Raw genomic sequence first — 23,523 nt, forward strand, 5'->3', positions numbered from 1 at the left:
ATTATGATTTTAAACTTTCCTTTAATACAGAAATATAATGGTTTTCTTTATCTCGCATAACTTGCTTATCGGCTTCGGTTTTATCCTTGTAGCCACAATAATGAAGTATACCATGTACCATAACCCTGTGCAATTCACCTTCAAAAGAAACATTAAAATCATTAGCATTATCCGCAACTCTTTCAACAGAAATAAATATATCGCCTTGTATAATTTTGCCTACAGTATAATCAAAACTAATAATATCTGTTAATGTATCATGCTTAAGAAACTCTACATTTAGCTTGTGTAAATATTCATCATCACAAAACACATAATTAACTTCTTCAAGTTTGAACCCTTCATTTGATACAACAGAGATAATCCATTTTGAGATAGCCTCTTCATTATTTACTTTAAAATCTGTTTCGTAATTGAAATTAATCATTTCTTGCATTGAAATATTGCTGTACTTTTTGCTTATAAATATTTTGCAAAGGTACTGCTTGTTTATCTAAAATTTCAATAGTATTAAAATATTCTTTTGCCTTATTTATTTGAATGTTAGAATTGTTATTAAAACCATTAGTGTTGGTCTCAGACTCGCGCTTATTATCTTCTCCTTGTTCGTGTGTTGCTATTTCTAATTTTAGCAATTGATGTTTTAAATTAAGCATTTTATTGAGAGCATTATTTGAGAAGCCTTTATTTAGTAATTCAAGTTCAACATCCTCCATTTGTTTTAAAAGATAATTTGCGTTTCCTTTTAAACCTTGTTTTTTTATTTGTTCCTCTAAATCTTGACGTAGCTGTTGTTGCTTTTGGTAAATTTCAAATAATTGTCCATTTAAATCTTCATTGTTATTTTCACCATTTTTATTGCCTTGAGATTTATTCTCTTCGTTCCCTGGTTTATTTCCTTTTTGTTCGTCACCTTTTTCATCTTTATTAGATTCACCTTTTTGTTGGGACTTTTTCATAGCATCTTTCATCAATTCATTGAGTTGTTCTTGACTCATAATAATGTCTGGCAATTGTTGATCACCTGGAGCTTGACCCGCAGACATATTCATATTTTCTTGCATATTATCTAAAACATCACTTAAAAAATCGGCTAAATTATTAGCAGCAGTAATCGCGAATTGTTGGTTTGAAATACCTTGGTATAAATTATTTTCGGCAAACAAACTTATAGCCTTATCTATATTGAAAAACACTTCAGTTATTTCTTTATTTACCTGTTCAGAAAGTTTAGGTTGACGCATTGATAAAGCAAACAAACTATCATCAATATGTTCAAAATGTTCTTTTAAATTATATTGGCTTTTTAGGTGTGAAACATATTTGTTGTGGTCTTGGTTAATGCTTTTAAACTTATCCATTAGTGCCTCTTGGTCAAAAGAAAAAAGCACTAAATTATCTAAAATCTGCCTTAGCATTTCCATATCTTCTTGCATTTGCTCACCAGCATTAGCTTGAATACTATTCTGCATTTGTGACAACATTTGCTTCATTTTCTTTGAAGCGTTTTTTTGTTTTTGTTGTGCTTGTTGTTTAGATGAGTTAGACTTTTGTTTACTATTGTTTTCAGGATTATTATGTTCCTTTTTTTCGTTATTTAAAGCATCAGCTGCTTGCTTTTGATCTTCTTTAATTTCATTTTCATTTAATTTATCTTGCGGAATTTCAAAAGGCTTTTTTAAATTTTTGTTTTCTTTTTTAAGGGCATCTAAAGCCTTGGTAAAATCTTCAAAAGCTTTATTTAGATGCTCTTGATTTTCTTTTGAGTTTTTTTCTGAATCATCTTTAGATAACCGCTCTTGTTCTTCTGCAATTTGAGATAAGTTTTCCTTTAAAGCTTCTAATTTTTTTTCAACATAAAATCGTTTGGTTAACTCTAAAAGTTGTTGTAAACTTCGTTTTTTATTTTTGTTTTGTTTTTTTAAATCATCAAGTTTTTTAATTAATTCTTCTTGACTAATTTTATCTTGTAACTTTTCTAGTTCTTCTAATAATTTTTCGTCTTTTTTTAACTGCTCTTCATTATCATTTAAACGTTTTTTTAAGTCTTCCTTTAAATCATCAGTAGGTTTATCTTTTTGAAATTGGTCTAGATTATCATTAAGCTTTTTGTTGAAATTTTTCATCATTTCATCTTGCTGTTTTTGACGCTGCAAAAAAGCCGCTAATTTCTTCTTTTCATTAAAACTTAAATTGGCTTTTTCCTTTTGTGTTTTAGTAATATCGTCTAAACTTTTTTCTTGTGTATTAAACTTCTCTAGTGATTTATTAAGCTGTTTTATTGTTTGACTCTGCTGTTGCAGTTGTTTTTTAGTTTCTTCATCATTAGTTAATTTTCTATAACTAAAAATGGTACTTTTTACTTGTTTAAAACCATTAACATAGTCATTATCAAATACTTGAAAATATAAACTATATGATATACCTTCTTTTACATTAATTGTATTAGGAAATGCACTTATAAAAGAGATTTGGTTAGATTTATTTACCGGAATATTGATAAATTTTATATCATTTTCATTAACTGTGGGGTAATACACTAACTGCAACTTGGTAAAACCGTAATCATCGCTAGCTTCACCTTTAAAATATAATGTTTGTGCATTGGTGCTGTCTGTTTTAACATCTATTTTTAATTGTGGTAATTGGTCTTTAATAACATCAATATTAAAATTTAAATTCTCATAATTAATAATATTTTTATTGTTTGTGCTAATACTGTAATTTAAATTATTACGCACAATTTTGGTGTTTTCAAAGCTGTCATCCTTTTTTGAAAATTTTATGGTATCATTAGTTATGAAATTAACATAATGTGTGGCTTTAGTGTTAAGCTTCCAAGTAATTTCTGTGCCTTCAGGTACAAGTGCATTACCTGTACCATTTAACACTTCAGGTGTTTTTTTTGTATAATTAGGGTATTTTAAATGCATATTAAAGTCTAACAATAATGGTGCATTCATAATATTTAGGGTATGTGTTTTAGAAACTACTTTATTGGCAGATAAATTGAAGTTTATAGCTTGTTTTGGTTGTGTAAAAACATATTCAAAAGTATTTAAGCTAGTTTGCTTTAAAAAATAAGATTCGTTGTTATAAGTTATTTTTGCATTTTCAGGAACAAAATCACCAACTGTTTTTACTATTAAGTTATAGTCTTTATTTTCTACAGTTTGAAGTATTGGGTTTTCAATAATAAATTTAAAAGGCGCAGGCTCTTCAAAAGCAGTTTTATAATGCACTAACCTATCATAACTTTTATTGAACCAATTTAAATTATCGGTTAAAAAGGTTACTAATAAAATTAAAACTGGAATGGCCGCATACTTTAAATATTTTAGATTGTCTTTAAAATTTACAGCCAATTTAAAAGGAATTGGTTTTAGCTCTAAAGCTTTTTGCTCTATACTAGCAAGTAGTAATTCTGTTTCATTTTCATTACTTTTTAACTGAAGAATGTTTAACAACTTATCATTAACATCAGGAAAATGATTACCGATAATTTTTGAAGCTTCTACATAATTAATACCCTTTTTTAGCTTAAATAATCTTGCTAACGGTATAATAATAAACTTTATTAAAAGTGAAATTTCTACAGCAACAAAAACCCAAAACAATATGGTTCTTGCTGTGGTGTTAAGCCAAAGCAAATGCTCTATAAAAAGAGTGAACAAGAAATAAAGAAAACCTATAGCAAAAAAAAGAATAATACCTTTTAACAGTTCATTTACATAGTACCGTTTTGTAAAGGCTTCTAACTTAGCTTTTATAGTATTAAAATTATGCATAATACTAAACTACAATTTTATTTAGTACAGTGTTTATAATTATGTGTTAATTGTATCTTTGTGGCAAATTTAAACTTTTAAAATGACCAAAAACGTAAGAGTGCGTTTTGCACCAAGCCCAACCGGACCATTGCATATTGGTGGCGTAAGAACCGCCCTTTTTAATTATTTATTTGCTAAAAAACATGGCGGCCAATTTATTTTACGTATTGAAGATACAGACCAAAACCGTTATGTTGAAGGCGCAGAACAATATATAATTAAAGCTTTAAATTGGTGCGGCATTCCGTTTGATGAAGGTCCAGATAAAAACGAAACTTCTGGACCATACAGGCAAAGTGAACGTAAAAATTTATACAAGCAATATGCTGAAAAACTTATTGCCAACGGCAATGCTTATTACGCTTTTGATACTGCTGAAGAACTAGATTTTCATAGAAAAGACCACGAAACAAAAGGAAAAACATTTATTTATAATTGGCATAACCGTTTAAAATTGAGCAATTCATTAGCGCTTTCTGCTGAAGAGGTGAACGCTAAAATTGAAGCTGGTAATGATTATGTAATTCGTTTTAAATCGCCACAAGATGAAACACTTCATTTAAAAGATATTATTAGAGGCGATATTAAAATAGATACAAATATTTTAGATGATAAAGTACTTTATAAAAGTGACGGTATGCCAACCTATCATTTAGCAAACATTGTTGATGATCATTTAATGAAAATATCACACGTTATTCGTGGTGAAGAGTGGTTGCCAAGTTTAGCTTTACACTACCAATTGTATCAAGCTTTAGGTTGGGAAGCACCAGAATTTGCACATTTGCCTTTAATTCTAAAACCTACCGGAAAAGGTAAATTAAGCAAGCGCGATGGCGATAAATTAGGTTTTCCTGTGTTTCCTTTAGAATGGAAAGACCCAAAAACAAATGATATTTCTAGAGGTTACAAAGAAGATGGTTATTTTGCTGAAGCCGTTGTAAACTTTTTAGCATTTCTAGGATGGAACCCTGGTACTGAACAAGAAATTTTTAACCTTGAACAACTTATTAATGCATTTGATTTGAATCGTGTTAATAAAGCTGGCGCTAGGTTTGACCCTGATAAAATAAAATGGTTTAACCACCACTACATGCAACAACAAAACAATACGGTTATTGCAGAACAATTTAAACCTATAGTTGATACTACTACTAATACAAATATTGATGTTAATTATATTGAAATGGTAGTAGCACTAGTTAAAGAACGTGCAACCTTTGTAAGTGACCTTTGGGATTTAAGTCATTTCTTTTTTAAAGCACCTGAGGGTTATGATGAAAAAGCATCAAAAAAAGCATTTAAAGATGATACAAAATCAATTTTAGAAACCGTTGCTGAACTTATAAGTAACACCGAAGATTTTACTGCCGAAAACATACAAAACACAGTAAAGGGTTGGATTACCAGTAACGACATAGGCTTTGGTAAAGTAATGATGCCGCTTAGGCTTGCTTTAGTAGGCGCTTTACAAGGTCCTGATGTTTTTGATATTATTTATTTAATTGGTAAAAATGAAACCATTTCACGCATTAATACTGCTATAAAATCAATTTAATTTTTTAAAACTATTATGAAGCATTTTTTATTTTTAACCACACTACTACTTTTTATTTCATGTAGTAACAATACCAAAAAAAATAATTTACCGCTTCACAATAAAAAAGTTTTAATACTTGGTAATAGCATAACACAGCACGGTGGTTATGTAGATTTATTAGAATTTTACTTAAGAAAAAACTACCCAAATGATACGCTAAATATCATAAGCATTGGCTTATCTAGTGAAACAGCCTCGGGTGATTCTGAGGCTGCTCATGCTTTTCCAAGACCATGCATTCATAACAGATTAGATAACGCACTACAACAAACAAAGCCAGATGTAGTTTTAGCGTGTTATGGTATGAATGATGGGATTTATTCAGAATTAGATAGTACCCGTTTTAATAATTACAAAAACGGTATTTTAAAACTAAAAACCAAAATTGAAGCAACTGGTGCAAAACTGATTTTAGTTACGCCAACACCCTTTGATGCAAGTAGAAAAAATGTTGCTGAAAACCGTGATAGTTATTCATACATTCAACCCTATGCAAACTATAATAATGTACTTGAAAACTATGCAAATTGGTTAACACACATTGAAGATGTACAAGTAATAAACTTGCATAGTTACATGAATACTAAACTTAAATTATTGAAAGAAAGCTACCCAGATTCTACATTTATTCCAGATGGTATTCACCCAAATAAAGTTGGTCATTTCTATATGGCTAAAAAGATTTTAAATGATTTGTATCCTGAAATTTCCATTAACAGCGCTACAAAAGAAATTAATAAACTGAAAAATAATACGCTTTTTAAACTGGTAAAAACAAGAAGAGCTATTCGTTCAAACGGGTGGTTAAAATACGTGGGCTATATTAAAAAAGACACTGTTAAACTCAACAATATTGAACCAACTAAAAAGCACGTGAACGATTTAGACATGAAAATTTCAGAAATTTTAAAGACCAATTAGTTTAAAATGAAATTGTAGCACCTAAAACTAGCATACTTTGGTTACCTTTAAAACGAGCATTGCCACCCAAAGTATTTAAATTTTCATTTTCAAGATTTTTCAAAATATTTGTAAAACCATAAATATATTGTCCGCGAAGTTTGAAATTTTTTATTCCTACCGATGCTCCTACAACGCCATTAAAATTAAATTTAGAAATATTAGTTATGGCATCTGCAGTTAAGCTTGTATAATTGTTTATATAATAATTTTTTTGTGAATCATCTTTCAACTCTAAACTATTATTGTATTGTATCATTGGGCCAACATCAATAGTAAAAATATTTTCAACAACTTTAATATTAGCTAATAAAACAGCCTGTACTTTCATAAGCTTATAATCAATAAACGTGTTGGTTGTAGATACAATGTTTGGTCTTGCCAAAATGCCTAAGGTATTTTCAGAAAACTGTAAACCAAAACTAACATTATACCATTGGTTAGGTATATCTACTGTGGCTAAAAAGCCCGCAGCAAAACCATTACCTGCTTTAGTTTCAAAATTATTAGTAGTAATATCAAACTGGCTATAACCACCAGAAATTGAAAAACCATTAGTTATTCTATAATTTCCACGTTGAGCAAAACTTTCTGTAACAAAAGTTAGTAAAATAGCTACTAATAAATAAAGTTGTATTTTTTTCATCAGCTTTTGGGTTAAAGTGTAAATATAACCTAAATTAGTAACACATTATAAACCAATTAAATTTCTATCATGGGCTATCTTATTTATCCAATTATTTTTTTCGGATTAATTATTTTAATCTCTTCATTTTTTATTGTGAAACAACAAACAGCTGCAATTATTGAGCGTTTTGGTAAGTTTCAAAGTATTCGTCATTCTGGTTTACAATTAAAAATTCCAATTGTAGATAGAATTGCAGGTAAACTAAGTTTAAAAATTCAGCAATTAGATGTTATTGTTGAAACCAAAACTTTAGATGATGTTTTTGTGCGCTTAAAAGTATCTGTTCAATATAAAGTAATTAGAGAAAAAGTGTATGATGCGTTTTATAAATTAGATTATCCGCATGATCAAATTACAAGTTACGTGTTTGATGTTGTACGTGCCGAAGTACCAAAAATGAAGTTAGATGATGTATTTGTTAAAAAAGATGATATTGCAATTGCTGTGAAATCTGAATTAAACGATGCTATGATGGAATATGGTTATGATATTATTAAAACGCTTGTTACAGATATTGATCCTGATGCCCAAGTAAAAGCAGCTATGAATAGAATTAATGCCTCTGAACGTGAAAAGATTGCTGCACAATATGAAGGTGATGCGCAACGTATTTTAATTGTTGAAAAAGCAAAAGCTGAAGCTGAAAGCAAACGTTTACAAGGACAAGGTATTGCAGATCAGCGTAGAGAAATTGCTCGTGGTTTAGAAGAATCGGTTGAAGTTTTAAATAGAGTTGGTATAAATAGCCAAGAAGCATCTGCACTTATTGTAGTAACGCAGCACTATGATACACTACAATCTATTGGTGAAGAAACTAATAGTAATTTAATTTTATTACCAAACTCACCACAAGCAGGAAGCGATATGTTAAACAATATGGTTGCAAGTTTTACTGCAAGTAACCAAATTGGTGAGGCCATGAAAAAACAAAAGAAGAAAAATAATGATGAAGAATAAATAAGTAAACTATTAAAAAAACCTGTTCAAAAAGTGAACAGGTTTTTTTAATTTTTATATTTTTCTATAAGTGATTTTAATGTGTTTTTATAATTTTCTAATTCTTCAGTATTAATACTTGATGCATTAAAATTTTCATTAGAAATGGTTATTCTATTTTCATCTAAATACTTTTGTAACTCCGGATAGTTATCTTCAATTTTTCTTGTTAAACTAGTAATTTCAGTTAATAATTTATTGTTTGTAGCATTCATATATGTTTATTTTTAGTTTTAAATAATATACTGAATTTACAAAACAACTTATCTTAAAGAGTTATTAAAATTACTTAAAAGGATGCCTTTCTTCCCAAGTTTTTATTGGGTTCATATATTTTACAACACATTTTAAAACCGTATTAGCAATAATATGGTTAGTGTGCTTTAAATACACATGCATTGTATGAGGTTTTGCACCAATAGAACTTTTAATTTCCATAGCAGTTCTAGCATATACAACGGTTTTAAACTTATTATCAATACCATAACTAGCCATGTTAAACAGCATATTTAAGTACAATTGGTGCCTTTGTTGTATATTTTTGTTGTAGCCTAAAAAGTAAGTTTCTAAAATGGTATTATTTAAAATTAAAGAATAAAAACCAACAAGCTCATTGTTTAAAAAATATCCAAACATTTTAAAGTCTTGTTTTAAATGTGTTTTAAGACTTAAAAAATGATTTATTGGTAACATAAAGGAATTTACTCTAGCATTATCTGAAACTTGTTTATATAGCTTATAAATGGCTTCTGTGTTTGTTTTAATAAAGTCTAAACTTAGTTCTTTGCAAACTAATTGATTGCTTTTTTTACGGGCGGTTTTAAAACGTCTTTTGTATTTTTTATTGAATGCCGCAACATAATCATTAGTGTTTTCCCAAGTATTTTTAACTTGAAATAACATATTAGGTTGCATTTGTACTTTGTATAAATTTTGATTTTTGAAAAATGCAGTGTTTTTGTGAATACTATCATCTTCAAAATAATCTTTAAACACTACAATTCTTATTTTTTTATTGAAGCGTTTTTTAATGTGCTTACTAAGTTTACCTATGGCTTTTTCTAAAGTTTGTAAAAACTCATTATAAGAAATTAACGAAGCATTAAAATAAAGCCCATGTTGGCCTGTATGCATTAAGTTACCCACAACCAAACCATTTCCGCGTACAAATTTTGATACCAATATTTTACCCACTTGTTTTATAAATGTGTTTGATGTATCTCTAAAAACATCATTAACATACATTTGAACACGCTGTATTAAAGCAATACCAACCAATGTGTTATTTTTATAAACACCTATAAAATATGATGAAATATTACTTGGCGATGCTTCTTCTAAAGCTTTTAAAAAAGGTGTTTTTAAAAAAACATCATTAACAAGTAATGTATCCCATGCTTGCGGAATTTCATTAACGGTATTAAAAATTTTAAAATGTATCAATGTAAATAAAAAAGACTGAAGTTATAGGCTTCAGTCTAAATTTATATTAAAAAATTACTAAAAAATGTATTTATAATAATTGTGCTTCAGCAACTAACAATTCATTTTTATCTTCTAAAGCTTTAGTAATAAAATCATTTACAGCTTCATTTTTAGCCAGACCATTTTTAAGTAAAACACTTAACGTTAATGTTGTAGCAATACGTGTTCCAACCTTTTTTACAGCTGTACCAAAAAGAGGTTCAAGCTCTTCATAACTCACATTGTTAGCAAGTTCTAAAATTTCTTCTCTAACCTTTTGTTGTTTAGCTTCAGGTAAATTAGTGTACTTTTTACCTAGCTTTTGTATAACATCAATAGCTTTCCGTTGAGATTGTTGTTGTGGCTTTTGCTGATTTGTATTTTGATTGTTTTGTGGTTTTGGTTTTACCTTTGCCCAAGTATCTCTTAAACCAACCGTTTTATTAAATACTAATTTATTTGAAGTAGAATCTTCATCAACATTAAAATAACCTAAACGTTGAAATTGGAACCTATCTCCTATTTTAGCTTCAGTTAAACTTGGTTCAACAAAAGCTTTAATAACTTTTAGAGAATTAGGGTTAATAAAATCCATGAAATCTTTGTCTTGGTGAGCATCTGGCGCTTCATCCATAAATAACCTATCGTATTCTCTAACCTCAGCATTTATAGCATGCTGTATAGATACCCAGTGTAAAGTACCTTTTACTTTTTTTGTTGTATCTTCAGAATAGGTACAATGTATTTCGGTAATGTTTTCGTTAGCATCTTTTACAACGCTTTCGGCCTTAATAATGTAGGCATTTTTTAATCTGACTTCGCCACCTAATTTTAATCTGAAAAACTTATTGCTTGCTTCTTCTTTAAAATCTTCTTTTTCAATGTACAATTCTCTAGAAAAAGGTACTTTTCTAAAACCGGCACTATCATCTTCCTGATTATTTTCGGCTTCTAACCACTCTACTTTATCTTCAGGATAGTTAGTAATTACTAATTTAACAGGGTTTAAAACCGCCATAACTCTTGGCGCCGTTTTATTTAAATCTTCGCGTATACAAAATTCTAAAAGTGATACATCAATAACATTATCACGTTTTGCCACGCCTGCAGTATCAACAAATTTTCTTAATGCGTTTGGTGTGTAACCTCTGCGGCGTAAACCAGATATTGTTGGCATACGCGGGTCATCCCAACCGTTTACAACACCATCATTAACCAATTGCAGTAATTTACGTTTACTCATTATGGTATAACTTAGGTTTAAGCGTGCAAATTCGCGTTGTTTTGGACGTAATTTATCTTCATCAACAACTTGATCCAAGAACCAATCATAAAGCTCTCTGTGAGGCTTAAATTCTAGTGAGCATAAAGAGTGTGAAATTTGTTCAATGTAATCACTTTCACCATGTGTCCAATCGTACATTGGGTAAATACACCAATTATTACCTGTTCTATGATGATGCTTTTTTAAAATCCTGTACATAATAGGATCTCGCATTAACATATTAGGGTGTTGCATATCTATTTTGGCTCTTAAAATATGTTCGCCTTCATCAAACTCACCAAGTTTCATTCTTTCAAATAAATCTAAGTTTTCTTCAACCGATCTGTTTCTAAAAGGACCATCAACACCTGGTTGTGTTGGTGTACCTTTTTGTTCTGCCATAGCTTCACTGGTTTGCGAATCTACATACGCTTTGCCTTCTTTTATAAGTTGAATAGCCCAATTATATAATTGCTGAAAATAATCTGAAGAATATAGCTCTTTATCCCATGTATAGCCTAACCACGCTACATCGCGCTTAATAGCATCTACATACTCCTGCTCTTCTTTAGCCGGATTTGTATCATCAAATCTTAAATTTACGGGCGCGTTATATTTTTCGCCTAAACCAAAACTTATTCCAATAGCTTTAGTATGCCCAATGTGCAAATAACCATTAGGTTCTGGCGGAAACCTAAAACGTAAAGTGTTTTTAGGCATGCCATTTGCTAAATCTTCTTCTATAATTTGCTCAATAAAATTGAGTGATTTTCTTTCCTCAGACATTGTAAAATGTTTTTCTATAAAATAGGAACCAAAAATACGTGAATTTTTTCATTTAAAAACTCTTAAAATCAAATGAAAAAACGGTTGTATTTGTAATTAGAAAACCTGAAGAACCTATATTTTTAAAAATTTTATTAAAAAATAGCATCATAAAATAAAATTAAACCAAAGTATAGTATTTTAGCATTTACAAGTAATTTTTTTATTAAAATAATGGGTGTAATTAAGGTTGAAAATATAAAAGTTAATGCTTACCATGGCTGTTTAAAAGAAGAAACTCAAATTGGTAGTGAATATAGAGTTGATTTAGAAGTTAAAGCTAATTTACAAGCTTCGGCAAAATCTGATGCTTTAAGTGATACGGTAGATTATGTTTTTTTAAACCGCATTATTAAAGAAGAAATGGCTATACCCGCAAAACTGTTAGAAACGGTTGCCAGACGTATTTTAGATAGAATTTTTACTGAAGATGATATGGTGAAAAAAGCAACAGTTTGGGTTAGCAAAATTAATCCGCCAATAGGTGGAGATGTGGCTTGCGTAACGATAAAAATGACTGATAGGCGAAAAATTAAAATTAAGTAAGAAAAAGCAATATTTTTTTTTACATTTGCAGTCGTTGTTCTTGACTCCCTCACCAAGAAAACTAATTCAAAAATTTAGAAATAAATAAGGCGTCATGGCCGAGTGGCTTAGGCACAGGTCTGCAAAACCTGGTACAGCGGTTCGAATCCGCTTGACGCCTCTAGATTTTTTAAATTTCTAATTCTTGTCTCCCTCACAAGAATTCAAATAGCACATATAACATATTAAAAATGGCGTTGTGGCCGAGTGGTAGGCACAGGTTCGCAAAACCTGGTACAGTGGTTCGAATCCATTCGACGCCTCAATAAAAAAAGCTTTCAGTTTACACTGGAAGCTTTTCTTTTAATGGTTCTATGCGTTCTTCAAGCTTTTCTTTGTTTTTGTTATAAGCTTCTGGAAACAAACCTTGTACAAACAATAAAATACCAAAACCTAAAATTACAAGGGCTACTATTTTTTTTGTTTTAAAAATTAAACGTGGAGTTAGTTTATTTTTAAGGCGCTTTGCTACAATTATTTTTAAAATATCAACAAGTAAATACACTACTAAAATGGTACTTAAAAATACTACTACACCTTGCTTAGATTCTGTTAAAGTATTGGCTAAAACTATAAAAGCTACCCAACCTAAAAGCACGCCAATATTTATAAAATTGAGTAAAAACCCTTTTAAAAATAGTTTTCCGTAGCCTTTTTTTATTTCAACTTTATGATATTCTCTAACAATTTCTCTAAACGATTTAGAGGTTTTTATAAACGATATTAGCCCGTAAACTATTAAAAGTACACCACCAAAAATTAAAAAATTAGGGTCGTCTTTTACTTTTTCTAATAGTTTATTAGTGCTAAAAAATGCAATTATTATAAAAATAACATCGGCTAAAATAACACCTAAATCAAATATTAGGGCGCTTCTAAAACCTTTTGTGGCACTGGTTTCTAAAAGTACAAAAAACACAGGGCCTATTGTAAAAGCAAGTACAATACCAAAGGGAATAGCAGAAAGTATATCGTCTAACATTTATAAAGATTGCTTTACAAAGTAAATAAATATTTTATGATTTTCTTTACTCTTATTTACTGTTATTAAAAAATAAAACCATGCAATGCATGGTTTTAAGTAACTTGTTATTTTTTTAAGAATTATTTCATACGTTTAATTCTGCCACCAAGTGCTTTATTTTCATTTACAGTTTTTGGGTTGCCGTAAATAAACACATCACCACCAGCTCTAATTTTTACATCAACTACATCTGTAGCGTTAACATAAGCTTCGCCAGCAGCTCTAACTGCAACTTCGGTTTTATTAGTGCTTAAAGTTTCGCCTTTATAAATTCCGCCAGAAAATATAGATATATCTTGACTTTTAGCTTTACCTGAAACTGTAATAATGCCTCCTGTAACCGATTTTATATTAGCATACGTAACATTAACCGGAATTTTTATTTGACCACCTTCTTGGGCCTTTAAATCTATTTCAAACTGTTTTATAGTATCATCAGAATAAACATTAGCGCCTTCATTAACATCAATAATATCAACTTTTGAGTAATAAAGTTTAATGTTGGTTTCGTTACCATCAAAAATTTCTTTAAAACTCATTTTTATTTTAAGTGTTCCGTTTTTGTTGTTAATTAATACATTATCTCTATTTTTTCCAGTAATAACAACTTTATTTTTATTTGAACTTATGAGTTCAACATTTATTAAATCGTACACTTTTAATTCACTAAACTCGCCTATTTCTTTTTCAATTGATTTTTGTGAAAAACTTAATGTGGTTGTTAGTATTAATACTAGTGTTAATATACGTTTCATGTGAAGTGTTTTTTATTTAAACGTAAAATTATCAAGAATTATTCCGTTGTAAATAACTTTAAGAAAATTTTTAGATTAAACAGCTACTTTTACGGCGGTACCAGTTACAGATACAAAAATTACGCCTGTAGAATCTGATGTTTCAATATCTAAATTTATACCAACCACTGCATTTGCATTTAAATTTTTAGCGTTTTCTTTTAAGTTTTGAAAAGCTTCTTCTTTTATATCATGCACTCTTTTTTCAAAAGATTGATAATATTTTTTCATATTAAAACTCAATGATACTTTTGGCATATTTACGCTAACGCCTGTTACAATACCTAAATAATCTTCAATTTTATAACCTTCAATAGTTTGTGTTGTTGTTAAAATCATGTTTTTAATATGTTTTGTGAATTAATCTTCAGGTTTACCTACTAATAAAAAATCTAAATGTTTTTTAACAAGATCTGTATTTTTAACTTTTACAATAACCTCATCACCTAATTGATACATATTTTTGGTATTTCTACCAACTAATGCAAATTGGCTTTCATCAAAAGCGTAATGATCATCTTTTATATCTCTAACACTTACCATGCCTTCACATTTATTTGAAATTATTTCAACATAAATTCCCCAATCTGTTACACCCGAAATAACGCCTAAAAAATCTTCATTTTTATGATCTTCCATAAAACGAATTTGCATGTATTTTATAGAATCTCTTTCGGCTTTAGTGGCTAAATTTTCCATGTTGCTAGAGTGTTGGCATTTTTCTTCAAAAGCCTCTTCATTAGCCGATTTTCCGCCATCTAAATAATGTTGTAATAACCTGTGTGCCATAACATCAGGATAACGCCTAATGGGTGATGTAAAATGCGAATAAAAATCGAAAGCCAAACCGTAATGCCCAATATTATGAGTAGTATATTCGGCTTTACTCATGCTTCTAATTGTTAAAGTATCAACTAAATTTTGTTCTTTTTTACCAACTACTTCTTTTAATAAATTATTTAAAGAAGCGGTAACACTTTTACGGTCTTGAAAATTTAATTTGTAACCAAATCTGCCTACAATATTTTGTAATGCAGCTAGTTTACTATCGTCTGGTTCATCATGAACCCTGTAAATAAATGTTTTTTTTGGGTTTTGTTTACCAATAAATTCGGCCACTTTTTTATTTGCCAAAAGCATAAACTCTTCTATAAGTTTATTGGCATCTTTACTGGTTTTAAAGAAAACACCAACTGGATTTTTTTCTTCATCTAAATTGAATTTAACTTCAACTTTATCAAAAGAAATAGCACCGTTGCGCATACGTTTACTGCGCATTTTTTTAGCAAGCTTATCTAAAATTAAAACTGCTTGTGCTACATTTGGCGTAGTTTTATAAGTTTTACCTGTTAGTGAAACTTCACTTGGAATTGTAGTTTCAATATCTTTTAATTGCAGGGTATCATTAAAATTTAAGTTATGGTTGTGTTCTATAATTGCTTGGGCTTCTTCATAAGCAAAACGGGCATCACTGTAGGTTACTGTTCTGCCAAACCATTGGTCTTTAATTTCGGCTTTATCATTTAGTTTGAAAACAGCCGAAAAGGTATATTTTTCTTCGTGCGGACGTAAAGAACAGGCATTATTAGACAGAATTTCTGGCAACATTGGCACTACCCTATCAACTAAATATACCGATGTAGCTCTATTATAAGCTTCATCATCTAAAACGGTGCCTTCTTTTACGTAATGTGATACATCGGCAATGTGAATACCAATTTCAAACAAACCATTTTCTAAAATTTTAAAAGATAGTGCATCATCAAAATCTTTAGCATCTTTTGGGTCTATGGTAAAGGTTAAATCTTTACGCATATCGCGTCTTTTTGCAATTTCTTGTTTGGTTATTGATGTATCTATTTTATTGGCATAATCTTCAACTTCATATGGAAATTCATAAGGCAATCCGTAGTCTGATAAAATAGCATGAATTTCGGTGTTATGTTCACCGGGTTTTCCTAAAACTTTAACTACGCTACCAAAAGGAGAATCGGCATTTTCTGGCCAATCTTCAACTTTAACCAATACTTTATCACCTTCTTCAGCATTAAACGTTTTATTAATTGGTACAAAAATATCTTTGTACATTTTTGGGTTATCTGGCACTACAAAAGCATAATTTTTGTGTATTTGAATAACACCAACATAATCGTTTTTTTCTCGTTTTACAACATTTGTAATTTCGCCTTCTAGTTTTCCTCTTTTGCGTCTTTTATATAAATAAAATTCTACTTCATCGCCATGCAATGCTCTATTAACATTGTTTGAGGCTATAAACACATCTTCTTCAAAAGCATCACAAATAATGTAACCAGATCCTTTTGGTGTCATGTCTAATTTACCAATGTGGTACTCTGTATTAACAATGGCTTTGTATTTACCTCTGTCTACTTCCTGAATTTCTTTTTTTGCTGTTAGTTTAGCTAAAGTTTTTATTATTTGGTTACGGCTACTAGCATCATTTACTTGTAATTTAGCAGCTATTTGCTTGTAGTTAAAAGCTTGGTTGCGTTCTTTTTTTAAAAGACTTAAAATTGTATTTGTTAGATTAGGAATACCCTTTTTTGCTCTCCTTCTGTTGTTTCTTGCCATCCTAATGGATATTTTTTTTAATCAATATATTGTGCTAAAGATATTAAGTTTTAACTAAAGACCATGTTAAATTCTTTATAAGCTAGTTTTATTTAAAAAATCAGTTATTCACATTATATATTATAATATCTTTTTCTTTTAAAAATTTAAAAAAATAAATGATGGTTATTATAGTGTGTTAATAAGTGGTATAACTTTTTTAAACTTTGCTTTGAAAAGTATCTTATTTAATTTTATTGATAGGAAATTAACACATTATTTTTAAGTTAACTTATTTATTTTTAAGGTTTTTAATATTACTGTTAACAGTTGTTAATAACATTATTAAACATACTTTTTTTAATAATTATATCTCTTAACATTGGTTAGTAATGTACATTTTAGTGCTAATAACTTAACAGAAAATTTACATTAACTATTTTGGCTGTTAACTAAATGTTATGGATTGTAATTTTTACGCAATTTTCCAACTTTATTTTTTAGAAATTAATGAATAGATATTAACAACTAATTAAAAGTACAGTTAACAGCTTTTGATTTATTAACTTTACCAAAAATTAAAATACAAATTAAGTTATGACTATTTCTATAGGAAACGACCACGCTGGTACCGATTATAAATTTGCTATTATTGAACTTTTAGAATCTAAAGGTATTACTGTTATTAACCACGGAACAGATAGTAATAATAGTGTAGATTATGCAGATTTTGTGCATCCGGTAGCTAAAGATGTTGAAAATGAGAAATCTACATACGGTATTTTAATTTGTGGAAGCGCCAACGGTGTAGCAATGACAGCTAATAAGCACCAAAAAATTCGTGCTGGTTTAGCTTGGAATAAAGAAATTGTAGAACTTATTAGAGCACATAATAATGCAAATATTATTTGTATTCCTGCAAGATTTACAGCCATACCACAAGCTATAGCAATGGTTGAAACATTTTTAAATACAACTTTTGAAGGTGGCCGCCACCAAAATAGAATAGATAAAATTCCGGTTTCATGCTAAATGGCTCATAACCAAAACCATAATCACACCCATACTACTTTAAAAGGTAGAAATCTTATTATTTCTATTTTTTTAAACATTTTAATAACCATTGCGCAAGTTATAGGCGGTTTGGTTTCTGGCAGTTTATCATTATTAAGTGATGCCTTACATAATTTTAGTGATGTTATATCATTAGTTGTTAGTTATGTAGCAACAAAACTAACTCAAAAAAAAGCCTCTGAAGACAAAACTTTTGGTTATAAACGTGCCGAAATTTTAGCTGCTTTTATTAACGCTGCTACCTTAATAATTGTAGCTATAATTTTAATAAAAGAAGCTATTTTACGCTTTAAAAACCCAGAAACTATACAATCTAACCTAGTTATTATTTTAGCATTGTTAGCTATTATTGGTAATGGGTTTAGTGTACTGTTGTTAAAAAAAGATTCTGGTAATAATCTTAATATAAAATCGGCTTACATACACTTATTAACAGATATGTTAGCAAGTATAGCTGTGTTAATAGGTGGTTTGTTAATGAAGTATTACGGGCTTTTTTGGGTAGATAGTTTATTAACATTTTTAATAGCGCTTTACTTAATTTGGGTGGGCTATTTTTTGTTAAAATCATCTACAAAAATGCTCATGCTTTTTACACCACAACATATTGATATTAAAGATGTTGTAGCCAATGTTAATAGCCTACCAAAAGTAAAAAAATTGCACCATGTACATATTTGGAATTTAAGTGATGATGAGCTGCATTTAGAGGCACATTTAGATTTAAATGAAAATGTAAGTATTACAGAGTTTGACAACATCTTATTAACAATTGAAACACTTTTACAAGAAAAATATCATATTAATCATGTAACCATTCAACCAGAATTTAATAAAGATGATATTAAAGATATTATTGTACAAGATTAATACGTTTTTTTATCTCTTTCACAATGTAAATTAATATGCTAACAATACAAACCAAAACTTTTAACCAATTAACAATTAACCAGCTTTATAATATTTTACAATTACGAAGCGAAGTTTTTGTTGTTGAACAAGATTGTGTATACCAAGATATAGATTACAAAGACCAAAATGCCATTCATATTTTAGGTATTAAAAACAATAAAATTGTGGCATATACACGAATTTTTAAACCAGGCGATTACTTTGAAAACGCCAGTATTGGTAGAGTTGTAGTAGCTAAAAATGAACGCAAACATAGCTATGGTTATAATATTATGAATGCATCAATAACTGCTGTTAATAATTATTTTAATGAAACTACTATTAAAATTTCAGCACAATGTTACCTTGTAAAATTTTATAATAATTTAGGCTTTAAAGAAATTGGAGAACCTTATCTTGAAGATAACATTCCGCATGTTGCTATGTTAAAAAGTTAATAATTAAACTAACAATCTATTTTTTTAGTGTAAAATGCCCTTTTATGGGTTTATTATTTTGTCTGTTAATAACATACCAATAGTCATCTGAAATTAAAGTATTACCGTTATACGTGCCATCCCATTCTAAATTATTAGGCTGTAAAGTTTTTAACAATTTACCATATCTATTATAAATATTTATAGATAAAAATGTACCCGTATTATCAATTACTTTCCAAGTATCATGGGTATTATCATTATTAGGTGTAAAGTATTTAGGTATATAAAAACTAGCGTTAGTTATTAACACATAAAAATTAGACTGATTGCTGTAACAGGCTGTATTATTATAAATAAAAATTGTTTGCGAATTGTTAATAACATCACCAGCAAAAAGGGCATTACCATTACCATTAGCTTCGGTAAAGTAATTGCCATTTGTTAGTATTGGTAAGGTGTATGAAGGGCCAACAACATCGGGTAATTCATCTACCAGAATTAAATCTTCACAAGCACTTTCAGTGTTTACATAATTTGAAAAATTAACCGGATTCCAATTAGAATGATTTCCGTAAGGGTTATCAACAATTACACAATTTAAATTATTGTTTTCTGAAAAATCAAATAGTGTGAAATTACTATTATTACCGTTATTAACACTTAAACTACAAAGGTTATTATAACTAACATTTATTTGAGTAAGTCTGCTGTTTTCCGATAGGTTTAAAACACTTAAATTATTAAAACTACAGTTAATTTCAATTAAACGTGTATTTAAATTTAAGGTATTAATTTGGTTGTTATTACAGTATAAAAAAGCTAAATCTGTATTTAATGATACATTTAAACTAGTTAATAAATTACCCGCGCATTGTAGCCTATTTAAGGTAGTATTTTTAGAAATATTTAAGTTACTTAGTTGGTTATTATCACAAACTAAAACATTAAGTTTTGTGTTGTTTGAAACATCAAGTGTAGTAATATTATTATTACCACAGGCTATTGAAATTAAGTTTGGATTTTGAGTAACATTTAAGCTACTTAGTTGGTTATTATCGCACCATAAAATTTGAAGCAAACTGTTGTTAGTAACATCAATATTAGTAAGAGCATTATTATTAACAAACAATTGGGTTAAGTTAGTATTGTTTGAAATGTTAATGTTTGAAATATTATTATTTGCACATTCTAGCACCATTAAATTGGTAAAATCTTCAATACCAGTAAGGTTATTAATGTTTTTAGATTCTATATTTAAATTTGTTACTGAAGCTATATTTGCTGTAGGAACAGTACCATTAATTGGTGCAGTATCTAAACCTAAATCAATTAAAGCTTGTTCAAAATTAGAATCGGGTATTGCTGTGTTTTGCGAAAAAACGTACATGTTTAAAACAAGTATTAAATATGTAGTTTTTTGCAGCATTTTTAAGGGTTTTCTTTACCAACGTATGTTATAAGAATTTCTACTCTTCTATCAAATTTAGGGTCGCCACCTAAAGGAAATTTTCGGCGCATACCCATGTAACGCATACGTCTTTTATCAACTCCTTTTTTTGCAAAATAATCATGTACATATTTTGCTCTGGCTTCTGATAGGTTTCGCTTTTTTGTTTTTCTATCAATAGCATCTCTAGAAAATTTTGTGCAACACACATGCCCTTGTATGGTAAAATAAATGTTTTTACGCTCAGCTAATGCTTTAGCTATGGCTTCTAAAGTTTTTTTTGAGTTTGGTGTTACCGTAGCGTAACCTGTTTTAAATAGAATGTTTTCAAATATAATTTTATCGCCCGCTTTAACATCTCCTTTAATTTGTTCTTGCTCGGTTTTCTTTTTTTCAATAGTAGCAACAGTAGTAGTTTCTTCTTCTACTTTTTCTGATATAACTTCGGGTTTTGGAGTTACTATAATTTCAACTTTACGATTTAAACCACGTATTTTAATGGCACTTTTTTCATCAACTATTTTAAGTAAAACTTCACCTTTTCCATCAACGTTAGTAATAAGATTTTCGCTTATTTCGTTTTCAGAAAATATATTTTTTATAGTATTAGCTCTTTGTTGTGAGAGTTTTAAATTATAGGTATCTGCGCCAATATCATCACAAAAACCGTAAATAGAAATGGTTTCAATATCAATATCAGTTAATGTTGAAATAAATAAAAGTAACCGGCTTTCTTCGGTTGATGGTACTGTAAACTTATCTGTATCAAAATATACTTCGTGTGTTAATTTTTGGGCATAAGTAAACTTACAGGTAAGTATGAAGCATAATATAAATACGTGTAGTTTATTCATTGTAGGCTGCTATTAATTAGGTATATAAATATAATATTTTTAAGCAATTGGCGCTTAAATTAGATGTTTTTTGGGTTTAATTGCTTTTTGTTAAGGATAAAAAACAAAGTTTTTTACTTTAAATAGCTTAAATATGTAGCTGTGTTACCAAGAATACTAGTAGCTTTTTTTATTTTTTCATCGTGTATTTTATAGTATTCATATAAACCCTCGCGGTAAACGTAGCGTTTTACAATTTCTTCGGTAAGTAATGTTAATAAAAAGTTTTTATTTTCATTAAGCACTGTTTCTTTTGAGTTGTTTAAACTAGAAATTAAGGCGTTAAATTCTTTTTCAATATTATCATTCAATTCTTCTTTAGTTGCGGTTTCAAAAGCTTTAAAAAGTGCTTTTTCAGTATCTGTTTCAAATGAAAATTTGTTGGCGTTTAAATAGTTTTTAAATTCTGAAAAATGCTTATCACTTAAAGTAAAATTATTAATATTTTCAATGGTGTTATTGTAGTAAAAATTAGTGGCAAAATTGAAAACTAAATCGTTATTTAAAATAGCATTTGTAATGGTTGAGTTTTTTGAAGCTGGAAAAATAACATCAGGCAAAACGCCACCGCCATCAAAAACTTTACGTCCGTTTTTAGTTTTAAACTCGTTGTAATTTTCTTGTTTAACACGAACAGCTTCACCTTTTTCGTTTCTATTCCAATAATCTAAAGATTGAATACATCTGCCTGAAGGCGTGTAATATCTAGAAATTGTAATTTTTACCTGTGTACCATAAGTTAGTGCTTTTGGGCGTTGTACTAAGCCTTTACCAAAACTTCTAGAGCCTACAACCACTGCCCTATCTAAATCTTGTAATGCACCCGAAACAATTTCACTTGCCGATGCACTATTACCATCAATAATAACAACTAACGGAATTTCAGTATCAATAGGTTCAGCTTGTGTGTAATATGTTTTATTGTATTTTTTTACTTTAGATTTTGTGGTAACCACCAATTGGCCTTTTGGTACAAAAAGGTTTACAATTTTTATAGCTTCGTTTAGTAAACCACCGGGGTTTCCTCGTAAATCTAAGATAATACGTTTTGCACCTTGTGCTTTTAAATCTCGTAGTGCATAATTGGTTTCGGCATGCGCTTTACGGTTAAATTTACTTAAAACAATATAGCCTGTTTTATCATTTACCATTGAAAAATGGGGTACCGCTTTAATTTCAACTTCGGCTCTTTTTATAGTAGCGGTGGCCAGTTTATTTTGGCGTTTATAGGTTACGTTTATGGTAGATCCTGCAGTGCCTTTTAGTAAATTACCACTGTTTTCTTTGTAATCTTCAATACGTGTATCATTGACTTTTATTATTTCATCGCCTGCTTTTAAGCCTGCTTTATCGGCAGGATAATTTTTATAAGGCTCAACAATTACCAATTTGTCTTTTAGGGTTTTAACTTTTGCGCCAATACCAGTATAATCGCCAGTATTATTAATTCTGGCAGATTCTACATCTTGTTCGTTCATGAAGTTTGTATACGGATCAAGATCTGCCAACATGCTTTTTATAGCGGTATCCATTAAATCGCCAGGGTTGGTTTCATCAACATAATTCATGTTGAGTTCTTTAAAAACTGTAGTAAAAATTTCTATTTGTTTAGCTATTTCAAAAAAATCGTTTTTAAAAGCTGTAGTGCTTAAAAAAACAGTAAAAGCTAAGCTTAAAAGCACAAATTTATTTTTTATAATTTTTTTCATGTTTTATGTTTTTTGAAACAATTACTATTGGCAAATAGTTTAGTTGTTAACTTTTTCTGAAAATTTATTGAATAGTGTATTCATTTTATTTTGAACTTTTGCAAATGATGGTTTTTCTTTTCCAATGTACAAAATCATGAACGCATATTGTGTTGTTATGTTGTTAAAATATGATGGTTTATTTAAGCGATAAGATTCTCTTAATAAGCGTTTTATTAGGTTTCTATCAACAGCTTTTTTAAAGTACCGCTTGCCAACAGATACGCCTGTTTTTGCTACAATATTTTCTGGAAACGATGTTTTTAAAAATACTAAACGCAATGGATATACTGAAACCGATTGTCCTTCAGAAAACAACTGGTTTATTAATGTTTTACTTTTAAGTTTTTCTTTTTTTGAGTAGGTAAATTTCAATGGTTTGTTTTTAACAAAAACCAAAGGTAGCAAATTATAAAATGACATGCTTTT

21 protein-coding genes and 2 tRNA genes are annotated in these 23,523 nt (G+C 29.2%); 9 read left to right on the forward strand and 14 right to left on the reverse strand.

All coding sequences use genetic code 11. The features are described from left to right. Nucleotide 1: 1 nt before the first annotated feature. Together ybeY and ACYX4H_RS05615 are read right to left on the reverse strand one after the other, a co-directional pair. Nucleotides 2-427, reverse strand: a complete 426-nt coding sequence (gene ybeY / locus ACYX4H_RS05610; protein WP_476238241.1) for an rRNA maturation RNase YbeY — start codon at nucleotides 425-427, stop codon at nucleotides 2-4. Then, nucleotides 420-3,788 carry a hypothetical protein gene (locus ACYX4H_RS05615; RefSeq protein ID WP_476238242.1) on the reverse strand — a complete coding sequence of 1,123 codons (3,369 nt, stop codon included), beginning with the start codon at nucleotides 3,786-3,788 and terminating at the stop codon, nucleotides 420-422. The genes ybeY and ACYX4H_RS05615 overlap by 8 nt, the downstream gene beginning before the upstream one ends. Nucleotides 3,789-3,870: 82 nt before the next feature. On the opposite strand from ACYX4H_RS05615, the gene gltX reads away from it, so the two are divergent. Both gltX and ACYX4H_RS05625 read left to right on the forward strand, forming a co-directional pair. After that, nucleotides 3,871-5,388 (forward strand): glutamate--tRNA ligase, encoded by a 1,518-nt coding sequence (gene gltX, locus ACYX4H_RS05620; RefSeq protein WP_476238243.1) that lies wholly within the window; start codon nucleotides 3,871-3,873, stop codon nucleotides 5,386-5,388. 15 nt (nucleotides 5,389-5,403) lie between these two features. After that, nucleotides 5,404-6,351, forward strand: a complete 948-nt coding sequence (locus ACYX4H_RS05625) for an SGNH/GDSL hydrolase family protein (protein ID WP_476238244.1) — start codon at nucleotides 5,404-5,406, stop codon at nucleotides 6,349-6,351. A 1-nt stretch (nucleotide 6,352) separates the two neighbouring features. On the opposite strand, the gene ACYX4H_RS05630 is transcribed toward ACYX4H_RS05625, so the two are convergent. Beyond that, a complete protein-coding gene (locus ACYX4H_RS05630; RefSeq protein ID WP_476238245.1) occupies nucleotides 6,353-7,036 on the reverse strand; it encodes a hypothetical protein in 684 nt (227 codons plus the stop codon). A 69-nt stretch (nucleotides 7,037-7,105) separates the two neighbouring features. On the opposite strand from ACYX4H_RS05630, the gene ACYX4H_RS05635 reads away from it, so the two are divergent. Beyond that, nucleotides 7,106-8,035, forward strand: a complete 930-nt coding sequence (locus ACYX4H_RS05635) for an SPFH domain-containing protein (RefSeq protein ID WP_475295015.1) — start codon at nucleotides 7,106-7,108, stop codon at nucleotides 8,033-8,035. 47 nt (nucleotides 8,036-8,082) lie between these two features. Here ACYX4H_RS05635 and ACYX4H_RS05640 read toward each other — a convergent pair whose 3' ends face one another. The 3 genes from ACYX4H_RS05640 to ACYX4H_RS05650 form a co-directional block, all read right to left on the reverse strand. Further along, on the reverse strand, nucleotides 8,083-8,289 hold the full coding sequence (locus tag ACYX4H_RS05640) for a hypothetical protein (protein WP_475295014.1): 207 nt from the start codon (nucleotides 8,287-8,289) through the stop codon (nucleotides 8,083-8,085). 70 nt (nucleotides 8,290-8,359) lie between these two features. Next, nucleotides 8,360-9,517 carry a GNAT family N-acetyltransferase gene (locus ACYX4H_RS05645; protein WP_476238247.1) on the reverse strand — a complete coding sequence of 386 codons (1,158 nt, stop codon included), beginning with the start codon at nucleotides 9,515-9,517 and terminating at the stop codon, nucleotides 8,360-8,362. 70 nt (nucleotides 9,518-9,587) lie between these two features. Continuing rightward, the gene (locus ACYX4H_RS05650) at nucleotides 9,588-11,588 is read right to left on the reverse strand and encodes a glutamine--tRNA ligase/YqeY domain fusion protein (protein WP_476238248.1); all 2,001 of its coding nucleotides are present in this window, start codon (nucleotides 11,586-11,588) and stop codon (nucleotides 9,588-9,590) included. Nucleotides 11,589-11,801: 213 nt separating this feature from the next. Between ACYX4H_RS05650 and folB the strand changes: the two genes are divergently transcribed. The 3 genes from folB (at nucleotide 11,802) to ACYX4H_RS05665 (ending at nucleotide 12,475) form a co-directional block, all read left to right on the forward strand. After that, nucleotides 11,802-12,173, forward strand: a complete 372-nt coding sequence (folB, locus tag ACYX4H_RS05655) for a dihydroneopterin aldolase (protein ID WP_476238249.1) — start codon at nucleotides 11,802-11,804, stop codon at nucleotides 12,171-12,173. 88 nt (nucleotides 12,174-12,261) lie between these two features. Next, nucleotides 12,262-12,333 (forward strand) — tRNA-Cys (locus tag ACYX4H_RS05660). A 72-nt stretch (nucleotides 12,334-12,405) separates the two neighbouring features. After that, a tRNA-Cys gene (locus ACYX4H_RS05665) sits at nucleotides 12,406-12,475 on the forward strand. 20 nt (nucleotides 12,476-12,495) lie between these two features. Here the strand turns inward: ACYX4H_RS05665 and ACYX4H_RS05670 are convergent. The 4 genes from ACYX4H_RS05670 to ACYX4H_RS05685 form a co-directional block, all read right to left on the reverse strand. Next, a complete protein-coding gene (locus ACYX4H_RS05670; protein WP_476238250.1) occupies nucleotides 12,496-13,194 on the reverse strand; it encodes a LysE family translocator in 699 nt (232 codons plus the stop codon). A gap of 122 nt (nucleotides 13,195-13,316) precedes the next feature. Next, nucleotides 13,317-13,991, reverse strand: coding sequence for a head GIN domain-containing protein (locus tag ACYX4H_RS05675; protein ID WP_476238251.1), 675 nt, complete (start codon nucleotides 13,989-13,991; stop codon nucleotides 13,317-13,319). A 75-nt stretch (nucleotides 13,992-14,066) separates the two neighbouring features. Continuing rightward, complete coding sequence (locus tag ACYX4H_RS05680) at nucleotides 14,067-14,369, reverse strand: YbjQ family protein (protein WP_475295008.1); 303 nt, start codon at nucleotides 14,367-14,369, stop codon at nucleotides 14,067-14,069. 21 nt (nucleotides 14,370-14,390) lie between these two features. Further along, nucleotides 14,391-16,622, reverse strand: a complete 2,232-nt coding sequence (locus ACYX4H_RS05685) for a ribonuclease R family protein (RefSeq protein ID WP_476238252.1) — start codon at nucleotides 16,620-16,622, stop codon at nucleotides 14,391-14,393. Between the two features lie 576 nt (nucleotides 16,623-17,198). Between ACYX4H_RS05685 and ACYX4H_RS05690 the strand changes: the two genes are divergently transcribed. From ACYX4H_RS05690 to ACYX4H_RS05700, 3 genes are read left to right on the forward strand one after another with little or no spacing between them, the layout of a single operon-like run. Beyond that, nucleotides 17,199-17,633, forward strand: a complete 435-nt coding sequence (locus ACYX4H_RS05690) for an RpiB/LacA/LacB family sugar-phosphate isomerase (RefSeq protein WP_475295006.1) — start codon at nucleotides 17,199-17,201, stop codon at nucleotides 17,631-17,633. Then, nucleotides 17,634-18,545: a cation diffusion facilitator family transporter gene (locus ACYX4H_RS05695; protein ID WP_476238253.1), complete on the forward strand. Its 912-nt coding sequence runs from the start codon at nucleotides 17,634-17,636 to the stop codon at nucleotides 18,543-18,545. A gap of 35 nt (nucleotides 18,546-18,580) precedes the next feature. Then, nucleotides 18,581-19,024: a GNAT family N-acetyltransferase gene (locus ACYX4H_RS05700; protein WP_476238254.1), complete on the forward strand. Its 444-nt coding sequence runs from the start codon at nucleotides 18,581-18,583 to the stop codon at nucleotides 19,022-19,024. 16 nt (nucleotides 19,025-19,040) lie between these two features. Here the strand turns inward: ACYX4H_RS05700 and ACYX4H_RS05705 are convergent, their stop codons facing one another. The 4 genes from ACYX4H_RS05705 to rnpA form a co-directional block, all read right to left on the reverse strand. After that, nucleotides 19,041-20,432, reverse strand: a complete 1,392-nt coding sequence (locus ACYX4H_RS05705; RefSeq protein ID WP_476238255.1) for a T9SS type B sorting domain-containing protein — start codon at nucleotides 20,430-20,432, stop codon at nucleotides 19,041-19,043. A 2-nt stretch (nucleotides 20,433-20,434) separates the two neighbouring features. Continuing rightward, nucleotides 20,435-21,307: an OmpA family protein gene (locus tag ACYX4H_RS05710; RefSeq protein WP_476238256.1), complete on the reverse strand. Its 873-nt coding sequence runs from the start codon at nucleotides 21,305-21,307 to the stop codon at nucleotides 20,435-20,437. 113 nt (nucleotides 21,308-21,420) lie between these two features. Then, nucleotides 21,421-23,055, reverse strand: a complete 1,635-nt coding sequence (locus ACYX4H_RS05715) for a S41 family peptidase (protein ID WP_476238257.1) — start codon at nucleotides 23,053-23,055, stop codon at nucleotides 21,421-21,423. 39 nt (nucleotides 23,056-23,094) lie between these two features. Continuing rightward, entirely contained in the window at nucleotides 23,095-23,469 is a 375-nt protein-coding gene (rnpA, locus tag ACYX4H_RS05720) for a ribonuclease P protein component (protein ID WP_476238258.1), read from the reverse strand. Nucleotides 23,470-23,523 lie beyond the last annotated feature (54 nt).

The organism is Seonamhaeicola sp. ABD4_340 (assembly GCF_056312135.1).